Below are 19912 nucleotides of genomic sequence, written 5' to 3'. Positions count from 1 at the left end.
CCGGCGCCCGTCCATCCGGTGTCGGGCTTCGGGCGCGGCAGCGGCGGCCGAGGGATGGACGCGGGAACGGGGGCGCCGCGCCGGCGCCCCCCCCGGGGGGGGGGGGAGCGCCGGCGCGGCGGTCGGGCGTCACATGTAGAGGGTGTTGGGCTCCAGCCCGCACAGCACCCGGCCGTACAGCTCGGTGTTGACGTCGGGGACGACGAGGCCGTGCAGCGCGGCGGAGGTGATGTCCCGCACGATGCGCTGGATCGGGACGTCGGTGTAGATGGAGGTGCCGCCGCTGGCCATCTGGAAGATGTCGGCGACCTCCTTGGCCAGGCGGGCCGCCTCGCCCTGGTCGGCGCGCACCCGGACCCGCTCCTCGACCGTCCACGCCTCGCCGCTGAACGCCTTGTGGTCGACGACCTCGGCGATCCGCCGGGCGTGGAACATCGCCTGGTCGATCTTGTGGGCGGCGGCCCCGACCCGCAGGTGGGTCAGCGGGGCCTCGGCCTGGCTCGGGTAGTCGGTGTAGATGATCTTCCGGTCGGGCAGCCGGTCGAAGAAGGCGTCCCACGCCGCCTTGGCGATCCCGACCAGCATGCCGACCCCGGAGACCGCGGCGACCAGCGTCGCCGGGGTGGAGTAGATCGGGATGTTCCGGTTGGTCTCCGACAGCGTGTCCGGGCCCAGCGCCGCGCCCAGCGGGATGACCCGCTCGGCGGGCAGGAAGACGTTCGTGGCCACCGTCGTGATGCTGCCGGAGCCACGCAGCCCGGTGGTGTGCCAGTCGTCGACGAGCTCCATGTCGGACATCGGCACCATGGTCATGACCGGCTCCGGCTCGGCGCCGTCGCGCAGGATCACGGCCGCCGCCTCCATCCAGTGCGCGTGGTGCGCCCCGCTGACGAAGGGCCACCGGCCGTTGAGGAGGTAGCCGCCCTCGACCGGCACCATCGTGCCCTTGGGGGCGTTGGTCCCGCAGACCCGCACGTCCGGGGTCGAGAAGACCTCGTCCTGCACCTCGTCGGGGAACATGCAGACCAGGTACGTGGGAATCCAGTTCACCATGGCCACCCACGCCACCGAGGCGTCGATGCGGCCCAGGGCCGCGCCGACCTCGACCAGCGTCGCGCCGTCGCACTCGTAGCCGCCGTAGCGCTTGGGCACCCGCATCCGGAAGATGCCGGCCTCGGCCATGGCCTCGACTGTCGCCTCGTGCAGGCGGCGGTTCTCCTCCGACCAGGCCACGTGCTCCCGCAGCACCGGCTCGGCCTTGGCCACGCGACGGAGGATCTCCTCACGCGTGGGGGTTTCGGTAACGGTCACCAGTTCCTCCTTGGGAAGGCTCTCCGGTCTTGTGGACCTTGTCCGTCCCACGGTCGCACCCGTCGGCGTGCGGGCACTTCTTCCGTGTTGCGCCCCGTGCCCTTCCCACCGCCGGCGCGGTCGCCCGTGCCCGCTTCGCGACCGCGTCGGCCCAGGTCAGGACGGCAGGCGCATGGTGCGCAGGAAGACCGGCAGCAGCCAGGGGCGGCGGCCACCGACCCACAGCTTGCGGGCGAGCACCGCGCGCGGCCGGGACACCCGGCCGAACAGCATCAGGGTGAACACGGCGGGGTCGAAGGAGAGCCGGACGTCCGGGCGGGACTCGGTCGGCGTCACCGTCACCCGGCCCTCGGCCAGGGACATCGTCACCTCCGGGCCAAAGCGGTGCCGGAAGTTCACCGAGATGGTCCCCGGATGCGCGGGGCCGTCCCGGTCCAGCAGCCGGCCGTAGCCGCGGCGGGTCATGCCCACCATGAACAGGTCGACGAAGAGCGCCGCGTCGGCGGGATCGACGACCCAGCGCCGGCCGACCGCCCGGGCGATGTCCCAGGCGTGCAGGTTCAGCTCGTTGAGCAGGTGGGCCAGCAGGCCCGTGACCGGCAACCGGGCCCCGCCGAGCCAGGACACCTCGTGCTCCGGCCCGGCCTCGTCGGCCGCCCGCAGCACCTCCCCGACGTCGGCGCGCAGCCGGTCGGCCAGCACCGGCAGCCGCCGCTCGGTGAAGTGCCGCAGCACCTCGGCGTTCATCACCGAGATCGTGTCGACCGTGGTGCGCCGGCGCAGTGCGAGCAGGTCGGGCACCGGCAGGTCGGGCGGGCCGCCCCGGACCAGGGCCAGGCCCATCGCGGCGACCCCGCACAGGTGTGCCATGGTGTCCGCCACCGTCCAGTGGGCGGTGGCGGGCCGGTCGGGCGGCGCGTCGTCGACGAGGTCGAGCAGCCGCCCGAGGACGACGGGCACGGAGGTGCGGACGCGACGCCACTGGTGCGGGGTGACCGACATGTGTCCACGATGGAGGACGTGGGCGGGCGAACACTTGTTCGAGGTTGCCGTCCTGCCCGCCGCCGCCCCGCGCCCGCCGTCCCGCCCGCCGCGCCGCCGCCTCGGGCGGACAGGGCAACACGGAAGAAGTCAACCGGGGGGACCGTCCCCACAATCCATCCATGACAGTCACCGAAAGAGGACGCGCGGTCCACCTCTCCGCGCGCACCCACCCGCGATCGCGCGGGATCGTGCTGGGCGGCGTCGCGGCGGGAGTCCTGCTGGCGGTGCTGTGGTCGTACGAGTTCGTCGACCACGTGATCGGCGACAACGTCGCCAACACCCTGCTGGGCCACGACGCGAAGAACACCGCGATCGGCGGCACCGTCGCGGGTCTGGTCTTCGCGTTCGTCTCCGGCCTGGCCGGCACGTTCACGGCGTGCAACATCGCGATGGCCGCCGCGGTCGGCCCGATGAGCCAGGCCGGCGGGGCGGGCGCGACCCGGGCCGGGCTGCGCGTCCTGCTACGGCCGGTCGGCTGGCTCACCGTCGGGATGGTGGCGGTCGCCGCGACGTACGGCTTCGTCGGCGTGCTGCTCGGCGACCGGCTGCCGCAGCTGTCCACCGGCACCGTCGGCGGGCTGCCCGTGCGCCTGGTCCAGTCGATGGTCGTCTTCGGCGTGATCGGGCTCGCCTTCGTCTACCTCGGCCTGGCCGCCCTCGGCACGCTGCCGGACCCGTTCGCGCACCGCCCGGTCGCCCGGGTCGTGGCGCTCGGCGCGCTCGTCGGCGGGTTCCTCATCGGCCGGCCGTACCCGCTGTTCAACAAGCTGTTCCACTGGGCGGTGGACACCGGCAACCCGCTGTACGGCGCGGGCGCGTTCGTGCTCCAGTCGCTCGGCAACATCGCCATCGTCGCCGCGCTGTTCGCGTTGGTCATCGTGGTCACCCGGGGCCGGTTCGTGCAGTGGCTCGCCGCCAGCCCGGCCCGCACCGCCGCGGTCACCGGGGCGCTGCTGATCGCGCTCGGCGTGTTCATGGTCGTCTACTGGGACGTGCGGCTGCCCGCCATGTTCGGCTACGGCTGGTTCCCCACCATGCCGTACAACGGTTAGGCGCGCCGTCGTGCCGGCGGGCGCGGGGTCGCGCCCGCCGGGCCGGGACCGGTCGGGCCTAGCCGACGTACCCGCCGACCTTGATCCGCTGCGCGGTCTCGGTGTAGGCCGCCGGGTCCTCCGGAAGCCGGGTGCCGAGCCCGTCGACGTAGCGGTTGAACATGCAGAACGCGGCGGCGATCAGCACCGTGTCGTGGATCTCCAGGTCGGTCGCGCCCCCGGCGCGGGCCGCGTCGACCAGCGCGGCGCTCACGTTGCGGCCGCTCGCCTGGACCGCGGCGGCGATCCGCAGCAGGCCGCGCAGCTTCGCGGAGACCTCCGCCGTGTCCGGGTCCGCCCGGACCTGGGTCACCAGCGGCATGCCGCCGTCGAGCTGGGCGGCGGCGAACGCCGAGTGCGACGAGCAGCAGAACGTGCACTCGTTCAGCCCGGAGACGTACGCGGCGATCAGCTCCCGCTCGCCGGCGCTGAGGGTGGGGTGTGGGGCGTGCAGCAGCGCCTCGGCCAGGGCGTTGAGCGCCACGGCGGTCTCCGGCCGGTAGCGCATCAGCCCGCTGATGCCCGGGTACTGCGTCTCGTCCAGACCCAGATCGATGTGTGCCACGTGTCTCTCCTCGGCGTGACAGGCCGCGGCCGGCGGCGACGCGGTCCTGCTGCGCATGGTGCCGGTCCCGCCGCCCGTTTGCTTCTTCGACCGTGCCCACTGCGGCCGGCGTCCGCGGCCCGCGATCTCTTCGAGAATGCCGTCTGCGACGCCGGCACCTGGGCCGACACGGAGGGCGACGAGCAGGGCACGGATGCGTATTGCCGCTGCGCAGCAGCCGCTGCCACGATCGGCACCATGGTCGACACGACGCACATACGGCAGGGGGCCCGGGCGCAGTCCGGGACCATGGTGGACCGACTTCGCCAACTCGTGCACGCCGAATCCCCGCCCGGGGCGGTGCGGCACCTGCACGCCTGCGCCGACCTGCTGGAGAGCTGGATCAGCCCGCTGCTGGGCCGGCCCGCCGTGCGGGTCACCCGCGACGGGCTGCCGCACCTGCTCTGGCAGGCCGAGGACCAGCGGGTGCTGCTGTTGGGGCACTACGACACGGTGTGGCCGGAGGGCACCACGCGGGACTGGCCCTTCGCGCTCGCCGAGCACATCGCCACCGGGCCCGGGGTGTGCGACATGAAGTCGGGCATCGTGCAACTGGTCACCGCTCTGTCCCTGCTGCCCGACCCCTCCCGGGCCGGGGTGCTGCTGACCTGCGACGAGGAGAGCGGGTCGCCGACGTCCCGGCCGCTGATCGAGCAGCAGGCCCGGCGGTCGCGGGCGGTGCTGGTCTGCGAGCCGGCCACGGAGACGGGCGCGCTCAAGGTCGCCCGCAAGGGCGGTTCGCGGTACGAGATCACCGTGCGCGGCCGGGCCGCGCACGCGGGCGTGGAGCCGCACCGGGGGGTGAACGCCGCCGTCGAGCTGGCCCACCAGGTTCTCGCCGTACGGGCGTTCGCCGCCGAGGGCACCAGCGTCACGCCCACGGTGCTCAGCGCCGGCACCATCAGCAACCAGGTGCCCGAGTCGGCGACGTTCTGCGTCGACGTGCGCGCCTGGACGCGGGAGGAGCTCGACCGGGTGGACCGGCAGATCCACGCGCTGACCCCGCAACTGGCCGAGGCCGCGCTCGTGGTGGGCGGCGGGATCAACCGCTACCCGTTGCAGGAGGCGGTGGCGATGCCGCTGCTGGAGGTCGCCCGCCGGGCCGGCCGCGAGCTGGGCCTGCCGCCCCTGGAGGCCGCGCACGCCGCCGGCGCGTCCGACGCGAACTTCACCGGGTCGCTGGGCGTGGCCACCCTCGACGGCCTGGGCGGGGTGGGCGGCGGGTCGCACGCCCGCAGCGAGTGGGTGGACGTCAGCCAGCTACCCGACCGGGCCGCCCTGCTCGCCGCGACCGTCGCCGGCGTGCTCACCCGGCAGCGGCGGGGCCCGGTCCCCGCGGCCCGGGGCGTCCCCGCGCGTCTGTGAGGCGCGTCGCTGCTGTCCACGGACCCGCGCACCGTCCATAATGGTGTGTCATGAGCCGCACCACGCGCCGGTCCACGGCCCCGCCCCGCTTCGGGGTGGAGGAGGAGTTCCTCGTCGTCGACGCCGCCACCCGGGCCCCGGTGCCCCGGGCCGCCGACGTCGTCGCGGCGGCGTCGGCGTCGCTCGGCGAGCGGGTGTCCGGGGAGATCACCACCCTGCAACTGGAGACCAGGACCCACGCCTGCGGCACCCTCGGCGAGCTGACCGACCAGCTCGGCGAGGCCCGCAAGGTCGTCGCGGACTGCGCCCGGGCGGCGGGGCTGCGGGTGGTGGCCGCCGGCACGGCACCCGTCGCCGGGCCGGTGCCCCCGCCGATGACCGTCGGCCCACGCCAGACCCGGGGCGCCGAGACCTACCGGGGGCTGCACGACGAGCTGGCGCTGTGCGCGCTGCACGTGCACGTGGAGATGCCGGACCGGCAGCGGGCGGTGCTGGTCGGCAACCACCTGCGGCCCTACCTCCCGCTGCTGCTGACCCTCACGGCCAACTCGCCGTACTGGGACGGCCGCGACTCCGGGTACGCGAGCTGGCGCACCACGGTCTGGGGCCGGTGGCCGGTGGCCGGCCCGCCGCCGGTGTTCGACTCGGCGGAGCACTACGACGAGGTGGTGGGGCGGCTGCTGGACGCCGGCGCCCTCGTCGACCGGGCCACCATCTTCTGGGACGTGCGCCCCTCGGAGCGGCACCCGACGCTGGAGGTCCGGGTGGCCGACTCGGCCCTCACCGCCAAGGACGCGGCGCGCTACGCGGCGCTGGTGCGGGCGCTCGTGGCGCACCTGTCGGCGGCGGTGGACGCCGGGGAGCCCGCCCCCCACGTCGACGGGGAGCTGCTGCGGGTGGCCTACTGGCGGGCCGCCCGCGACGGCCTGGACGGCGCGGGCCTGGACCCGCGCACGGGCCGGCTGCGCCCGGCGGCCGAGCTGGCCCGGGAGTTGCTGGCCACGGTCGAGCCGGCGCTGCGCGCCCACGGCGACCACGACCCCGTCGCGCGGTGGCTGGAGCAGCTCGCCGCCGACGGCGCCGGGGCGCGGCGGCAGCGGGCGGTCGTGCGCGCCGGCGGGACGCTCGCCGACGTCGTCGACCGGCTCGCGGAGTGGACGGCGGGCTGACCTGCCGCCGGCCGGCGGGCCACCGGTCCCCCCGGCCGGACCCCATGAATCTGGGCAATCGCGCACAACCGGCGGCGGGTGGCGTGGGTGATGCTGGAGGGGCCCGACCTGCTGATGGAGGCCGTTCATGGACCAGATCGCGACCACCCCGTTCCACCTGCAACGGCTGGAACCCACGCTGATGAACCGCACCGCCCGGGCGTTCGCCGACCGGATGGCGGCCCGCCGGTCGGTGCGGCACTTCTCCGACGAGCCGGTGCCGTTGGAGGTCGTCGAGGAGGCCGTGCGGGCCGCCGCGACCGCCCCCAGCGGGGCCAACCTGCAACCCTGGCGGTTCGTGGTGGTGACCGACGCGGACCGCAAGCGGCGGCTGCGCGAGGCCGCCGAGGCCGAGGAGATCGAGTTCTACACCCGCCGCGCCTCCCGGGAGTGGCTCGACGCGGTGGCTCCGATGGGCACCGACTGGCAGAAGCCGTTCCTGGAGACCGCGCCGGTGGTCATCGTGGTGTTCGAGGTGCACCAGGGGCCGCAGACCCCGAAGCCGTACTACGTCAAGGAGTCGGTCGGCATCGCCGTCGGCGTGCTGATCACCGCCCTGCACCTGTCCGGGCTGGCCACGCTCACCCACACGCCCAGCCCGATGCGGTTCCTCAACGAGATCTGCGACCGCCCGGCCGAGGAGCGCGCCTGCGTGGTGATGCCGGTCGGCTACCCGGCCGAGGGGGTCACCGTCCCGCGGCTGACCCGCAAGGCGCTGTCGGAGGTCATGGTCGTACGGTAGGACTCACCGCCCCAGGTCCGCGGTGAAGAACTCGCGCAGGGGCTGCACGTGCCGGTCCTGCCGGCGCCACTCGGCGAGCAGGTCCTCCAGCAGGTGCAGCTCCTCGACCAGTTCCCCGCCCCGGTAGCGGCGCACCACGGGGTGGATGAAGGCGCTCTCGGCGGCCCGGTCCGGCTGCGGGTGCCGCTCGATGGCGAACACGTCGCTGTACGCGTCGCGGCCCCAGCGCAGCGAGAACGTGTAGTAGTGGCTCTCGCCGCCGAACCGGGCGACCGCGTGGTCCTCGGGCAGGTCGTGGTAGTGGCGCACCACCCCGGCGGCCGTGTCGACGACGAGGGCGTCGCAGAGGAACTCGAACTGGGTCCACAGCGCCGAGCTCCAGTTGACCCGGTCCAGCACCACCTCGGTGAGCGCCTCGGCGTCGGCCGCCACCTTCTCGTACGCCAGCGGCGCGCCCTCGTACCGCTCGCGCAGCAGGGCGGTGAGCGTGCGCAGGTTGTAGCGAAAGCCGTCGATGAACGCCGACGACGCCTTCTTAAAGTCGCGGTCCTGGGCGAGCGTGCCGGCGAAGTAGAGCCCGTCGACGTCGACCGACTGCCAGTCGGGCCGGGTGGCGGGCAGCCGCCCGCTGGGCACCATGCCGGGGCGGCAGTTGTCGGCGAAGACCGAGGTGTCCATGGCGAAGCCGGTGCAGCGCAGCACCGACTCGTACTCCATCACGGCGGTCTCGCCGTCGGCGTGGGTGTAGGTCAGGTGCACCTCGTACTTGTCGCCCACCGGGCGGATCTCGTCGATGACGCAGTCGAGCACGGAGTGCAGGGTCTTGAACTGGTAGCTGTCCAGCACCGCGCCGTGATGGCCGCGTACGTCGCCGGGGTGTTTGGTGTTCCAGGCCAGCCGCAGCGGGCGCGGGCTGGCCAGGTGGATCATGGCGGCGTGCCCGAGGATCGCCGAGGCGGTCTCGAACGCGGAGTTGCCCTTGCCGAGGATCAGCACCCGCTGGTCGGCGTAGTCGGCCGGGTCGGTGGACATGTCCTCGTAGCCGACCGCGTGCTCGATGCCGCGCACGTCGGGGATGTTCGGCCGGCCCCAGCCGGCGGCCCACACCACGCAGTCGGCGTGCAGCAGCCGCCCGCCGGCGCGCACGAGGAAGCCGTCGTCGGTCTTGGTGACCAGCTCGACGGCCGTGTCGTAGCGGACGGCGAGCCCGTGGTGGCGGGCGAAGTCGCCGAGGTAGCGGACCATGTCGTCGGCGGAGGGGAAGTATTCGCGGCTGTAGTCGGCAAACGGCAGGTCGGCCGGGGTGTGCAGCAGCGAGTTCCAGTCCCAGCGCAGCCGGATCTCGGGGTCGGTGCTGGTGGTGTGCACCTTGTTCAGGGAGATCAGCTTGCGGTGGCGGGGGAACCGGCGGAAGAACTCGCCGGGTTCGGCCGCGCGCTCCAGCGTCAGGTAGTCGCTGCCGGCCTGCTGGAGGTAGTAGCTGAGCTGAAGGCCGGCCGGACCGGCGCCGATGATCAGGTAACGGTGGTGCTCGGTGCCCTCTGGCAAGTCGGTCATGGCTGCTCCCGCGTCGAGTACCCATGACCATTGTGGATAAATGCACTTAAGTCAATACATATCCGGGTTGGTTGGTGCGGCCGAAGGACGGAGGTCGAAGCCCCCGCCGCCCCCGCCGCGCGGGCGGGGGCGGCGGGGCCCGGGGGACGGCTCAGGCGGGCTGGGCGGCCGGCTCGCGGTGGCCGCTCACCTTCGCCGCCGGCATCGGGCCGCCCTTGGCGGTGCCGGTCATCTCGTCGCCGTCGATCGTCACGTCGAAGGCCAGGTCCATCCGCATCGGCTTCTTGATCGACTGGTACCAGGACAGCCGGTTGCCCTCCAGCGTGAGATCGTTCAGGGTGAGCGTCTCCTTCTCGCCGCGGGAGATGCCCTGCAGGACACCGTCCTTGCTGAACAGCTCCAGCTCGGTGCGGCGGACGCCGAACGGGGTGGCCACGGCCACCTTCCAGAATCCCTCGACAGACACGGCGGCTTCCTCTCTTCCCGGGGTCCCGGGCGGGGCGGTCGAACAGGACGACGCCCGGGCGGCGCCTCGGGCAGCGCCGCCACCCACGCTAGCCATCGCGCCGACGACAGTTAGTCGCCATATTGCCGTCTTGCGCCGGCGGGTGGACACAGCGGGTCAACGCGGTGAGATCGACCAATAGGGATCCGACGCGTCAAATCGTCCGCTATACGCGAACTAAACCGCCCTCATGCTGCGGAAACGTCGGGAGCAATGTGAAAGAAGCGCGCCCCGGCGCCACCGTCGCACGATGAACCTGGCCTGATCCGGTCGCCGAGCATCCACTTTTCCCGCCCGCCGCAGGAGGAAACCAGGCACGCCAGAAAGCAGATTCGCCGCGTCGACGGAAAATCGCTGGAGAAACCATCTCCCCCCGGCCGACCCGTCACGCCGCGAAGCCCTCGACGTCAGGCGACACTCCCCCATCCCTTGCCGCGCAGCGCCCCGGGACCGCCCGTGGAACACCGCCGCGGTGATGCCGTCTGCCCTGTTCACGCCATCGGCTTTGGCAGAAGCCGATGGCTCTGTTGTAAGGAGACCGTACCGTGCTGGGTCAACGCGCACGCTCGCTCAGTCCCGGAATAGTCGCGATTCTACTCGTGGCCTCGCTCTTTTTCATCATCGACAGCCGCGTGTCGGTCGCCGGCGCCGACGAAGCCGCCACAAAGTACCGCTTCACCGAGCAGCCGATCGCCTACCCGGACGGCTACGACCAGCTTCCGAAGAGGACGATCCGGGACGTCAACCCGACGTACCACAAGATCCGGGCCTGGATCTCGTCGGTCGGCGCGAGCATCGCGCTCAACGACCTCACCGACCACGGTCGCGCCAACAGCCTGTGCTTCGTGGACACGCGCACCAACCACGTGGTGGTCACCTACGCGCCCACGGCGCCGAAGCAGGACCAGTTCGCGCCGTTCATCCTCGACCCGGCGCCGCTGCCGATCGACGACACCATGGCGCCGATGGCCTGCGTGCCGGGCGACTACAACCTCGACGGCCGGATGGACCTGATGGTCACCTACTGGGGCCGGGTGCCGATCCTGTTCCTGCGCAAGGCCGACGCCACGACGGTGTCCAACGCCACGTACCAGCGCCAGGAGATGCTCCCGCAGAGCTCGCCCGACGGCCGTTACCACGGGCCCAAGTGGCACACGAACGCCTCGCTGGTCAGCGACCTCGACGGCGACGGCAAGCCGGACGTGGTGATCGGCAACTACTTCCCCGAGTCCGACGTGCTCAACACCCGGGGCCAGGACAACGTCGAGATGAACGACACCCTGTCCAGCGCCACCAACGGCGGCGGCCTGCACGTGCTGCGCTGGCACTCGGCGACCAGCGGCGACAAGCCGTCGGTGAGCTTCGTGCCGGAGCGCGGGGCGGTCCCGTTCAAGAAGTCCACGGGCTGGACGCTGGGCCTGGCCTCGGCCGACCTGACCGGCCGGGGGCTGCCGGACGTGTACGTCGCCAACGACTTCGGCCACAACCACCTGCTGCACAACGTCTCCTCCCCCGGCCGCATCAAGTTCAAGGCGGCCATCGGCGAGCGCACCCCCACCACGCCCAAGTCGTTCGTGCTCGGCAACGGCTCGTTCAAGGGCATGGGCATCGACTTCGGCGACCTGGACCGCAACGGCAGCTTCGACATGATGGTCTCCAACATCACGACGGCCTGGGGCCTGGAGGAGAGCAACTTCGTCTGGATCAACCGGGCCCGCGACGAGCGCGACATGCTCACCAAGCTGGGCAAGGGCGTCGCCCCGTTCACCCAGGAGGCCCGCCCGCTGGGCATGGCCTGGAGCGGCTGGGGCTGGGACGTGAAGTTCGGCGACTTCCTCAACAGCGGCGACCTGGAGGTCGTGCAGACCCTCGGCTTCGTCAAGGGCAGGATCAACCGGTGGCCGTGGCTGCAGGAGATGGCCATGATGAACGACGACCTGCTGTCCAACCCGGCCATGTGGCCGAACCTGCAGCCCGGCGACGACATCGCCGGCGACCAGCCGCTGGCCTTCTTCGCCCGCACGGAAAGCGGCGAGTTCGCCAACATCACCAAGGAGATCGGCCTGGACGTGCCGATCCCCACCCGCGGCATCGCCACGGCCGACACCCGGGGCACCGGGGCGCTGGACCTCGCGGTGGCGCGGCAGTGGGGGGCGCCCGCCTTCTACACCAACGACGCGCCCAGCAAGGGCAACTTCCTGAACCTGCGGCTCTACCGGCCGGCGGTCGGCGCCCCGGCGGGCCAGATGCTCTGCACCCCGGCGTACGGCGCCACCGTCACGGTGACCACGCCGGACGGCCGCAAGCAGATCTCCCAGCTCGACGGCGGCAGCGGCCACGCCGGCAAGCGCAGCTTCGAGGTCCACTTCGGCCTCGGGGACAGCAGCGGGCCGGTCACCGTCGACCTGCGCTGGCGCGACCTGAACGGCCAGCAGCACGCCACCAGCCAGCAGCTCACCGCCGGCACGCACACCCTCGTGCTGTCCGACCGCGTCGAGGAGGTCCCGAACCGATGACCACGATCGCCCCGCCCCCCAGCATCGACACCGCCCCCGCGGTCCCCGCCGTCCCCAGGCCGGCCAAGCCCGAGCCCGACCGCCGCTACCTGGCGCTGCGCAACTTCGCCCTCTCCATCAGCATCTTCAACATCTTCGGCTACACGCTGCTCGGCTTCGAGCAGCCGTGGCTGTGGCCCATCCTCGCGGTGCTCACCGGCTATGCCACCGAGCTGACCTTCGAGCTGATCCGGGCCTGGGCCAGGAAGGAGACCCCGAGGTTCCTCGGCGGCGGCGGCCGGCGGGTGTACGAGTTCCTGCTGCCCTCGCACATCACCGCGCTGGCCTGCAACATGCTCCTGTACGCCAACGACATGTTCCTGCCGATCGCCTTCGCCGTGATCGTCGGCGTGACCGGCAAGTACGTCCTCCAGGCCCCGGTCTACGGCCGGATGCGGCACTACATGAATCCGTCGAACTTCGGCATCACCATGGCGCTGGTCTGCTTCGGCTCGTGGATCTCCATCGCCCCGCCGTACGAGTTCACGGAGAACGCCAACACCTACTTCCGGGTGATGATCCCGATCATCATCGTGACCGCCGGCACCGTGATCAACGCGCTGCTGACCCGCAAGGTCCCGCTGATCGTGGGCTGGCTCGGCGGCTTCGCCATCCAGGCGTTCGTCCGGCACTGGATCTGGGACGTGGCGCTGTTCTCCGCGCTGGGCGTGATGACCGGTGTGGCGTTCGTGCTGTTCACCAACTACATGATCACCGACCCGGGCACCACCCCGGTCAAGCCGATGAACCAGTTCATGTTCGGCTCCGGCGTGGCCATGGCGTACGGCGTGCTGATGCTGTTCAACGTCGTCTACACCCTCTTCTTCGCGGTGGTCGTCGTCTGCGGCATCCGCGGCATCGGCTGGTGGATCGCGGACCTGCGCAAGAGGTCCCGGGCCGCCGCCAAGCTGACCCTCGACACCCCCAGGAGCCTCGCGTGAGCGACCGGATAGCCGTCGTCGGGATCGCCTGCCGCTATCCCGACGCGGAGGACCCCAACCAGCTGTGGGAGAACGTGCTCACCGGCCGCCGGGCGTTCCGCCGCCTGCCCGACGAGCGGATGAACGCCGAGGACTACTACTCCCCCGACCCCGCCGCGCCCGACCGGTTCTATTCCGCCAAGGCCGCCGTGATCGAGGGCTTCGAGTTCGACCGGGTCAGGTACCGGATCGCCGGGAGCACCTTCCGGTCCACCGACATGACGCACTGGCTGGCCCTGGACACCGTCGCCCGGGCCCTGGCCGACGCCGGCTTCGCCGACGGCGAGGGGCTGCCGCTGGCCACCACCGGCGTGGTCATCGGCAACACCCTCACCGGCGAGTTCAGCCGGGCCAACCTGCTGCGGCTGCGCTGGCCGTACGTGCGGCGCACGGTCGGTGCGGCGCTGCGCGAGCAGGGCTGGGACGACGCGGCCGTCGGCGCGTTCCTCGACGAGCTGGAGCCGCGCTACAAGGCGCCGTTCCCGCCGATCGACGAGGACACCCTGGCCGGCGGGCTGGCCAACACCATCGCCGGCCGGGTCTGCAACCACTTCGACTTCAAGGGCGGCGGCTACACCGTCGACGGGGCCTGCTCGTCGTCGCTGCTGTCGGTCGCCACCGCCTGCAACGCCCTGGCCCGGGGCGACCTCGACGCCGCCGTCGCCGGCGGCGTGGACCTGAGCATCGACCCGTTCGAGGTGATCGGCTTCGCCAAGACCGGCGCGCTGGCCACCGGCGAGATGCGGGTCTACGACCGCAACTCCAACGGGTTCTGGCCCGGCGAGGGCTGCGGGATGCTGGTGCTGATGCGCGACTCCGACGCCGTCGCGCGCGGCCTGCGCCGGCACGCCGTCATCGCCGGCTGGGGCTACTCCTCCGACGGCAAGGGCGGCATCACCCGGCCGGAGGCCAGCGGCCACCGGCTGGCCATCCGCCGGGCGTACGAGCGGGCTGGCTTCGGCATCGACTCGGTGTCCTACCTGGAGGGCCACGGCACCGGCACCGCCGTCGGCGACGCCACGGAGCTGCGCGCGTTCACCGAGGCCCGGCAGGAGGCCGACGCGACGGCGGCGCCCGCCGCGATCAGCACGGTGAAGGGCAACTTCGGGCACACCAAGGCCGCCGCCGGGGTCGCCGGGCTGCTCAAGGCGATCCTCGCCGTACGCCAGCAGGTCATCCCCCCGGCCACCGGGCACGTGGACCCGCACCCGGTGCTGGAGGCGGAGCAGCCCGCCCTGCGGGTGCCCGCCACGGCGGAGCTGTGGCCGGCCGACCAGCCGATCCGCGCGGCCGTGTCGTCGATGGGCTTCGGCGGCATCAACGCGCACGTGGTCGTCGAGAGCGCGGAGAGCGCCCGGCGCACCCGCATCGGGGCGGCGACGACCGCGCTGGTGCGTTCGCGGCAGGACACCGAGCTGCTGATGTTCGACGCGCGTACCCCGCAGGAGCTGGGCTCGCGGCTGTCGGACCTCGCGCCGTGGGTGGGCCGCCTGTCGTACGCGGAGCTGGGCGACCTGGCGGTGGCCCTGGCCGGGAAGCTGGCCGGGCGGCCGGTGCGGGCGGCGGTGGTCGTCGCCTCGCCCGAGCAGGCGCGCCAGCGCCTGGAGCGGCTGGTCGAGCTGGTCGACGCGGGCGAGCAGCGGGTGATCGACGCGGCCGGCGGCGTCTTCCTCGGCGCGGCCGGCCCCGCCCCGCGGATCGGGTTCCTCTTCCCCGGCCAGGGCGCGGGCCGGCGGGCCGACGGCGGCGCGCTGCGCCGCCGGTTCGAGGAGATCGACGCCCTCTACCAGGCCCACCAGCCGCCGTCCGGCGCGGACCTGGTGGCCACGGCCGTGGCGCAGCCGCGGATCGTGACCGCGTCGGTCGCGGGCCTGCGGGCGCTGTCGATGCTCGGCATCCGGGCCACCGGCGCGGCCGGGCACAGCCTCGGCGAGCTGACCGCCCTGCACTGGGCCGGCGCGATGGACGAGCAGACGCTCATCGCGACCGCCGGCGCGCGCGGGCGGATCATGGCCGACGCCAGCGCCGGGGACGGCACGATGGCCAGCATCTCCGCCGCCCCCGAGGAGGTGGAGCCGCTGCTGGCCGGCACGCCGGTGGTCATCGCCGGCTACAACAGCCCGCAGCAGACCGTGGTCTCCGGCCCGGTCGACGCGGTGCTGCGGGTCGGCGCGGCGGCCGAGCGGGCCGGGCTGTTCTGGACCCGGATCGCGGTGTCGCACGCCTTCCACTCCGAGGCCGTCGCCCCGGCGGCGGTCGCGTTCGCCGAGCACCTGCGCGGCGAGACCTTCGCGCCGCTGGCGCAACCGATGGTCTCCACGGTCACCGGCGACGTGCTGCCGGCCGACACCGACGTGCCGGACCTGCTGCGCCGGCAGGTGCTGGACCCGGTGCGGTTCACCCAGGCGGTGCGCCGCCTCGCCGACGACGCCGACCTGCTGCTGGAGGTCGGCCCGGGCCGGGTGCTGCGCGGGCTGGCCGCCGACATCGCCCCGGACGTGCCGACGGTCTCGCTGGAGACCGACAGCCTCTCCCTCGCGGGCCTGCTCAACGCCGTCGGCGCGGCGTACGCGGCGGGCGCGGCGGTGAACCACGAGGCGTTGTTCCAGGACCGGTTCGCCCGGCCGCTGGAGCCGGGCCGGCCGCTGCGGTTCCTCGCCAGCCCCGCCGAGTCGGCCCCGGCCGGGGACTTCGCGGTGGCCCGTACCGCGCAGGAGCCGGCCGCCGTCGCAGCCGCGCCGGGCGGCGCGTCGGTGGCGGTGTCCGGGCCCGGGGCGACCCTCGACAGCCTGGAGCTGCTGCGCCGGCTCGCCGCCGAACGGGCGGAGCTGCCGCTGGAGGCGGTACGGCCGGACAGCCGGCCGCTGGACGAGCTGCACCTCAGCTCGATCACCGTCGGCCAGATCGTCAACCAGGCCGCCCGGGAGCTCAACGTGGCCGCGCCGACGCTGACCTCCAGCTACGCCACCGCCACCGTGGCGGAGATCGCGCAGATCCTCGACGACGCCGCCGGCGGTGCGGCCGGCGGCGACGAGCAGGAGGCGTCGATCGCCGGCGTGGCCCCGTGGGTGCGGGCGTTCGCCATCGACCTGGTGCCCACCGAGGTGGGTCCGCGCGTCGGCGTCCCGGCCGACGGGGGGTGGCAGGCGTTCACCGCCGGGCACAACCCGCTCGCCGAGCCGCTGCGCGCGGCGCTGCAGCAGGCCCGGGTGGGCGACGGGGTGCTGCTGTGCCTGCCGCGCGACGGCCAGCCCGAGCACATCCCGGTGCTGCTGCGGGCCGCCCGGGCCGCGCTGGCGCAGGGCGGCGCCGCGCGGTTCGTGACGGTCGGTGACCGGCGCACCGCCGCCGGCCTGGCCAAGACGCTGCACCAGGAACACCCGGAGATCGTCACCACGGTGGTCGTCCTGCCGCTGGTCGACGAGCCCACCGAGGAGGCGCTGGCGGCCACGGTGACCCGGGTGGTCGCCGACGTCGCGGCCACCGCCGGGTTCAGCGAGGTCCACTACGACGGCGACGGCAACCGGCACGTGCCCGTGCTGCGGCCGGCGGCCCTGCCGCCCAACGGCGGGCCGGGGCTCGGCGTCGAGGACGTGCTGCTGGTCACCGGCGGCGGCAAGGGCATCACCGCCGAGTGCGCCCTGGCGCTGGGCCGGGACACCCTCGCGGCGGTCGGCCTGATCGGCCGCTCCGACCCGGCGACCGACGCCGAGCTGGCGGCCAACCTCGACCGGCTCACCGCCGCCGGGGTGCGCTTCCACTACGCCCGGGCGGACATCACCGCGCTGGACGAGGTGAAGGCGGCCGTCAACGACATCGAGCGGGTCCTCGGCCCGGTCACCGGCGTCCTGCACGGCGCCGGCCGCAACGAGCCGACGGCGGTGGCCAACCTCGACGAGGCGACGTTCCGGCGGACCCTCGCCCCGAAGATCGACGGGCTGGAGGCCGTGCTCGCCGCGACCGACCCGCACACCCTGCGGCTGCTGGTCACCTTCGGCAGCATCATCGGCCGGGCCGGGCTGCGCGGCGAGGGGCACTACGCCACGGCCAACGACTGGATGACCGACCTGACCCGCAAGATCGGCGAGGACTACCCGCACATCCGGTGCCTGGCGCTGGAGTGGTCGGTGTGGTCCGGGGCCGGCATGGGCGAACGGCTCGGGGTGCTGGAGGCCCTCACCCGCGACGGCATCGCGCCGATCCCCGTGGAGGCCGGCATCGCCACGCTGAAGGAGGTGCTGGCCAGCCCGGCCGCGCCGCAGGCGCTGGTGGTGATGGGCCGCGCCGACGGCCTGGCGACGGTCACGCTGGAGCGGCGCGAGCTGCCGCTGCTGCGCTTCGTCGACCGGCCGCAGGTGCACTACCCGGGCGTGGAGCTGGTCGTGGACGCGGACCTCACCGCCGACGACGACCTCTACCTGGCCGACCACCTGCTCGACGGGGACCTGCTCTTCCCCGCCGTGCTGGGCATGGAGGCGATGGCGCAGGCGGCCTCGGCGCTCACCGGGCGCACCGAGGCCCCGGTGCTGGAGGACGTCGAGCTGCTGCGGCCGATCGTGGTGCCGCCCACCGGCGCCAACACGATCCGGATCGCGGTGCTCGCCGCCGCCGACGGCACCGTCGAGGCGGTGGTGCGCAGCAGCGACACCAACTTCGCCGCCGACCACTTCCGGGCCCGGCTGCGCTGGGACCGGCCGCTGCGGGTCGAGGCCCGGCCGGGCACCGCCGCCGCAGGGCTGCTGCCGATCGACCCGGCCCGCGACCTGTACGGCCCGGTGCTGTTCCAGGGACGGCGGTTCCAGCGCCTGCTGGGCTACCTGGACCTGGCGGCGAAGAGCTGCACGGCGCGGGTGTCCAACCGGCCGGTCGACGCGTGGTTCGCCCGGTACCGCCCCGGCGACCTGGTCCTCGGCGACCCGGGCACCCGGGACACGGTGATGCACGCGTTGCAGTGCTGCGTGCCCGACGCGACCCTGCTGCCGGGCGCGATCGAGCGGCTGCACCTGGCCGACCCGAAGGTCGCCGCGACCCTGGACACGGTCACCATCCACGCGGTGGAGCGGCTGCGCCAGGGCGACACCTACCACTACGACGTGGACGTCTGCGACGCCGACGGCAACCTCGTCGAGCGGTGGCAGGGGCTGCGCCTGCACGCCGTGCGCAAGCAGGACGGCACGGGGCCGTGGCTGCCGGCGCTGGTCGGCCCGTACCTGGAGCGGCGGGTCGGCGCGTTCCTGCCCGACGAGTTGCGCGTCGTGGTGCGGCCCGACGACGCCGACGCCGCCGGCACCCAGGCCCGCCGCCGGCAGACCGCCCGCGCGGTGAGCTGGGCGCTGGGCGCGGAGACGACGGTGCGCTACCGGCCGGACGGCAGGCCGGAGGTCGACGGCGACGTCCGGATCTCCGCCTCGCACGCCGCCGGGGTCACCGTCGCCGTCGCCGGGGCCCCGGCGGCGGTGGGCTGCGACGTGGAGCTGGCCTCGGCCCGCTCCGCCGACGAGTGGGCCGGCCTGATCGGCGCCGACGGCCTCGCCCTGGCCACGCTGCTGGCCCGGGAGCAGGGCGAGGACCTGTCGGTCGCGGCCACCCGGGTCTGGGGCGCGGTGGAGTGCCTGCGCAAGAACGGCCACGCCCGGGTCGACCTGGTGGCCGAGCCCAACGGCGCGGCCGGCTGGGTGGCCCTGCGGTCGGGGGCGGCGCGCATCGCCACCTTCGTCACCGCGCTCAACGACGTCGCCGACCCGGTGGTGTTCACGATGCTGGCGGAAGGAAGCAGGTGAAGTCATGGAGTCCTACTACGAGTACCGGCACCTGGTCGGTTTCGAGGAGACCAACCTCGTCGGCAACGTCTACTACGTCAACTACCTGCGCTGGCAGGGCCGGTGCCGGGAGATGTTCCTGCGGGACCAGGCGCCGGAGGTCCTGGCGGACATCCGCGACGACCTGAAGCTGTTCACCCTCAAGTGCGAGTGCGAGTTCTTCACCGAGATCACCGCGTTCGACGAGCTGTCGATCCGGATGCGGCTGGAGGACCTCACGCAGACCCAGATCGGCTTCGCCTTCGACTACGTGCGGCTGCGCGACGGCTTCGAGGAGCTGGTGGCCCGGGGGCGGCAGCGGATCGCGTGCATGCGCGGCCCGAACACCGACACCCGGCCGACCCGGGTGCCGGACACGCTGCGGGCGGCGCTGTCGCGGTACGCGGTGACGCCCGCCGCGGGCGGCCAGCGCAGGGTCCTCGAAGGCGTCGGGGAGGGCTGAGCCGTGACCAGAGCGGACCAGCGGCCGACCGCCGGCGCGGTGACGGCGACCGCGCCGACGACGACGGCGGCCAACCACGCCGAGCTGCGGGCGGTGATGGGGATGTTCGCCACCGGCGTGACGGTGGTGACGTCTGGCCGGGACCTGCCGCACGGCATGACCGCGAACGCGTTCACCTCGGTGTCGCTGGACCCGGCGATGGTGCTGGTGTGCGTGAAGCGCAGCTCGGTCATGCACGACACCGTCCTGGCGCAGGGCTCCTTCGCGGTGTCGATCCTGGCCTCCGGCCAGGAGGGGCTGGCGCGCTACTTCGCCAGCTCCAGCCGGCCCCGTGACGAGCGGGAGTTCGCCACGGTGCCGTGCGAGCCGGGACCGCACACCGGGGCGCCGATCGTGTCCGGGAACGTGGCCTGGGTGGAGTGCAAGCTGGCGGCCGTGTACGACGGCGGCGACCACTCCATCTTCCTCGGCGCCGTGCTCGGCACCGGCCGGGGCGACGGCAGCGACGCGCTGCTGTTCCACGGCGGCCGGTTCTGCGAGGTCGGCAGGGGTTGACCGGGTCGGGGGGGGGGGGGGGCGGGCCCCCCCCCCCCCCCCCGCCGGGGCGCCCCCCCCCCCCCCCCCCCCCCCCCCCCCGCCCCCGCCGGCCCCCCCCCCCCGGGGGGGGGGCCCCCCCCGCCCGGTGGTGG

The 19912-nt window shown here is 73.5% G+C and carries 14 protein-coding genes; 9 read left to right on the top strand and 5 right to left on the bottom strand.

The genetic code is table 11. The features are described from left to right. Nucleotides 1–129: 129 nt before the first annotated feature. Both ACFYWL_RS30665 and ACFYWL_RS30660 read right to left on the bottom strand, forming a co-directional pair. Entirely contained in the window at nucleotides 130–1311 is a 1182-nt protein-coding gene (locus ACFYWL_RS30665; protein ID WP_386980140.1) for an acyl-CoA dehydrogenase family protein, read from the bottom strand. Between the two features lie 156 nt (nucleotides 1312–1467). Further along, a complete protein-coding gene (locus ACFYWL_RS30660; protein WP_386980137.1) occupies nucleotides 1468–2313 on the bottom strand; it encodes a maleylpyruvate isomerase family mycothiol-dependent enzyme in 846 nt (281 codons plus the stop codon). A 161-nt stretch (nucleotides 2314–2474) separates the two neighbouring features. Here ACFYWL_RS30660 and ACFYWL_RS30655 point away from each other — a divergent pair, with 161 nt between their 5' ends. After that, nucleotides 2475–3407 carry a hypothetical protein gene (locus ACFYWL_RS30655; protein WP_386980134.1) on the top strand — a complete coding sequence of 311 codons (933 nt, stop codon included), beginning with the start codon at nucleotides 2475–2477 and terminating at the stop codon, nucleotides 3405–3407. Nucleotides 3408–3465: 58 nt separating this feature from the next. Here ACFYWL_RS30655 and ACFYWL_RS30650 read toward each other — a convergent pair whose 3' ends face one another. Next, the gene (locus tag ACFYWL_RS30650) at nucleotides 3466–4011 is read right to left on the bottom strand and encodes a carboxymuconolactone decarboxylase family protein (protein WP_386980131.1); all 546 of its coding nucleotides are present in this window, start codon (nucleotides 4009–4011) and stop codon (nucleotides 3466–3468) included. Nucleotides 4012–4248: 237 nt separating this feature from the next. Here ACFYWL_RS30650 and ACFYWL_RS30645 point away from each other — a divergent pair, with 237 nt between their 5' ends. The 3 genes from ACFYWL_RS30645 to ACFYWL_RS30635 all read left to right on the top strand — a co-directional run bounded on the left by ACFYWL_RS30645 (nucleotide 4249) and on the right by ACFYWL_RS30635 (nucleotide 7365). Next, nucleotides 4249–5415, top strand: coding sequence for a M20/M25/M40 family metallo-hydrolase (locus tag ACFYWL_RS30645; protein ID WP_386980128.1), 1167 nt, complete (start codon nucleotides 4249–4251; stop codon nucleotides 5413–5415). A 50-nt stretch (nucleotides 5416–5465) separates the two neighbouring features. Beyond that, on the top strand, nucleotides 5466–6584 hold the full coding sequence (locus ACFYWL_RS30640) for a glutamate--cysteine ligase (RefSeq protein WP_386980125.1): 1119 nt from the start codon (nucleotides 5466–5468) through the stop codon (nucleotides 6582–6584). Nucleotides 6585–6765: 181 nt separating this feature from the next. After that, a complete protein-coding gene (locus tag ACFYWL_RS30635) occupies nucleotides 6766–7365 on the top strand; it encodes a nitroreductase family protein (RefSeq protein WP_386980146.1) in 600 nt (199 codons plus the stop codon). Between the two features lie 3 nt (nucleotides 7366–7368). Here ACFYWL_RS30635 and ACFYWL_RS30630 read toward each other — a convergent pair whose 3' ends face one another. Both ACFYWL_RS30630 and ACFYWL_RS30625 read right to left on the bottom strand, forming a co-directional pair. Continuing rightward, a complete protein-coding gene (locus ACFYWL_RS30630) occupies nucleotides 7369–8922 on the bottom strand; it encodes an NAD(P)-binding domain-containing protein (RefSeq protein WP_386980122.1) in 1554 nt (517 codons plus the stop codon). Nucleotides 8923–9073: 151 nt separating this feature from the next. Beyond that, nucleotides 9074–9388, bottom strand: a complete 315-nt coding sequence (locus ACFYWL_RS30625) for a hypothetical protein (protein WP_043969055.1) — start codon at nucleotides 9386–9388, stop codon at nucleotides 9074–9076. Nucleotides 9389–10026: 638 nt separating this feature from the next. Between ACFYWL_RS30625 and ACFYWL_RS30620 the strand changes: the two genes are divergently transcribed. From ACFYWL_RS30620 to ACFYWL_RS30600, 5 genes are all read left to right on the top strand, one after another. Next, nucleotides 10027–11943, top strand: coding sequence for a CRTAC1 family protein (locus tag ACFYWL_RS30620; RefSeq protein WP_386980119.1), 1917 nt, complete (start codon nucleotides 10027–10029; stop codon nucleotides 11941–11943). Then, a complete protein-coding gene (locus tag ACFYWL_RS30615; RefSeq protein WP_386980117.1) occupies nucleotides 11940–12923 on the top strand; it encodes an enediyne biosynthesis protein in 984 nt (327 codons plus the stop codon). Before ACFYWL_RS30620 ends, ACFYWL_RS30615 begins: the two co-directional genes overlap by 4 nt. Beyond that, nucleotides 12920–18742, top strand: coding sequence for an SDR family NAD(P)-dependent oxidoreductase (locus ACFYWL_RS30610; RefSeq protein WP_386980114.1), 5823 nt, complete (start codon nucleotides 12920–12922; stop codon nucleotides 18740–18742). The genes ACFYWL_RS30615 and ACFYWL_RS30610 overlap by 4 nt, the downstream gene beginning before the upstream one ends. Nucleotides 18743–18746: 4 nt before the next feature. Then, nucleotides 18747–19223 (top strand): acyl-CoA thioesterase, encoded by a 477-nt coding sequence (locus ACFYWL_RS30605; protein WP_386980111.1) that lies wholly within the window; start codon nucleotides 18747–18749, stop codon nucleotides 19221–19223. Between the two features lie 96 nt (nucleotides 19224–19319). Continuing rightward, nucleotides 19320–19778, top strand: a complete 459-nt coding sequence (locus ACFYWL_RS30600; protein WP_386980143.1) for a flavin reductase family protein — start codon at nucleotides 19320–19322, stop codon at nucleotides 19776–19778. Nucleotides 19779–19912 lie beyond the last annotated feature (134 nt).

Origin of the sequence: Micromonospora sp. NPDC002575, from assembly GCF_042889525.1 — a bacterium.
Classification (GTDB): Bacteria; Actinomycetota; Actinomycetes; order Mycobacteriales; family Micromonosporaceae; genus Micromonospora; species Micromonospora carbonacea.
Note: the sequence above shows the minus strand (reverse complement) of the source record. Positions and strands in the feature narration are given on the sequence as shown.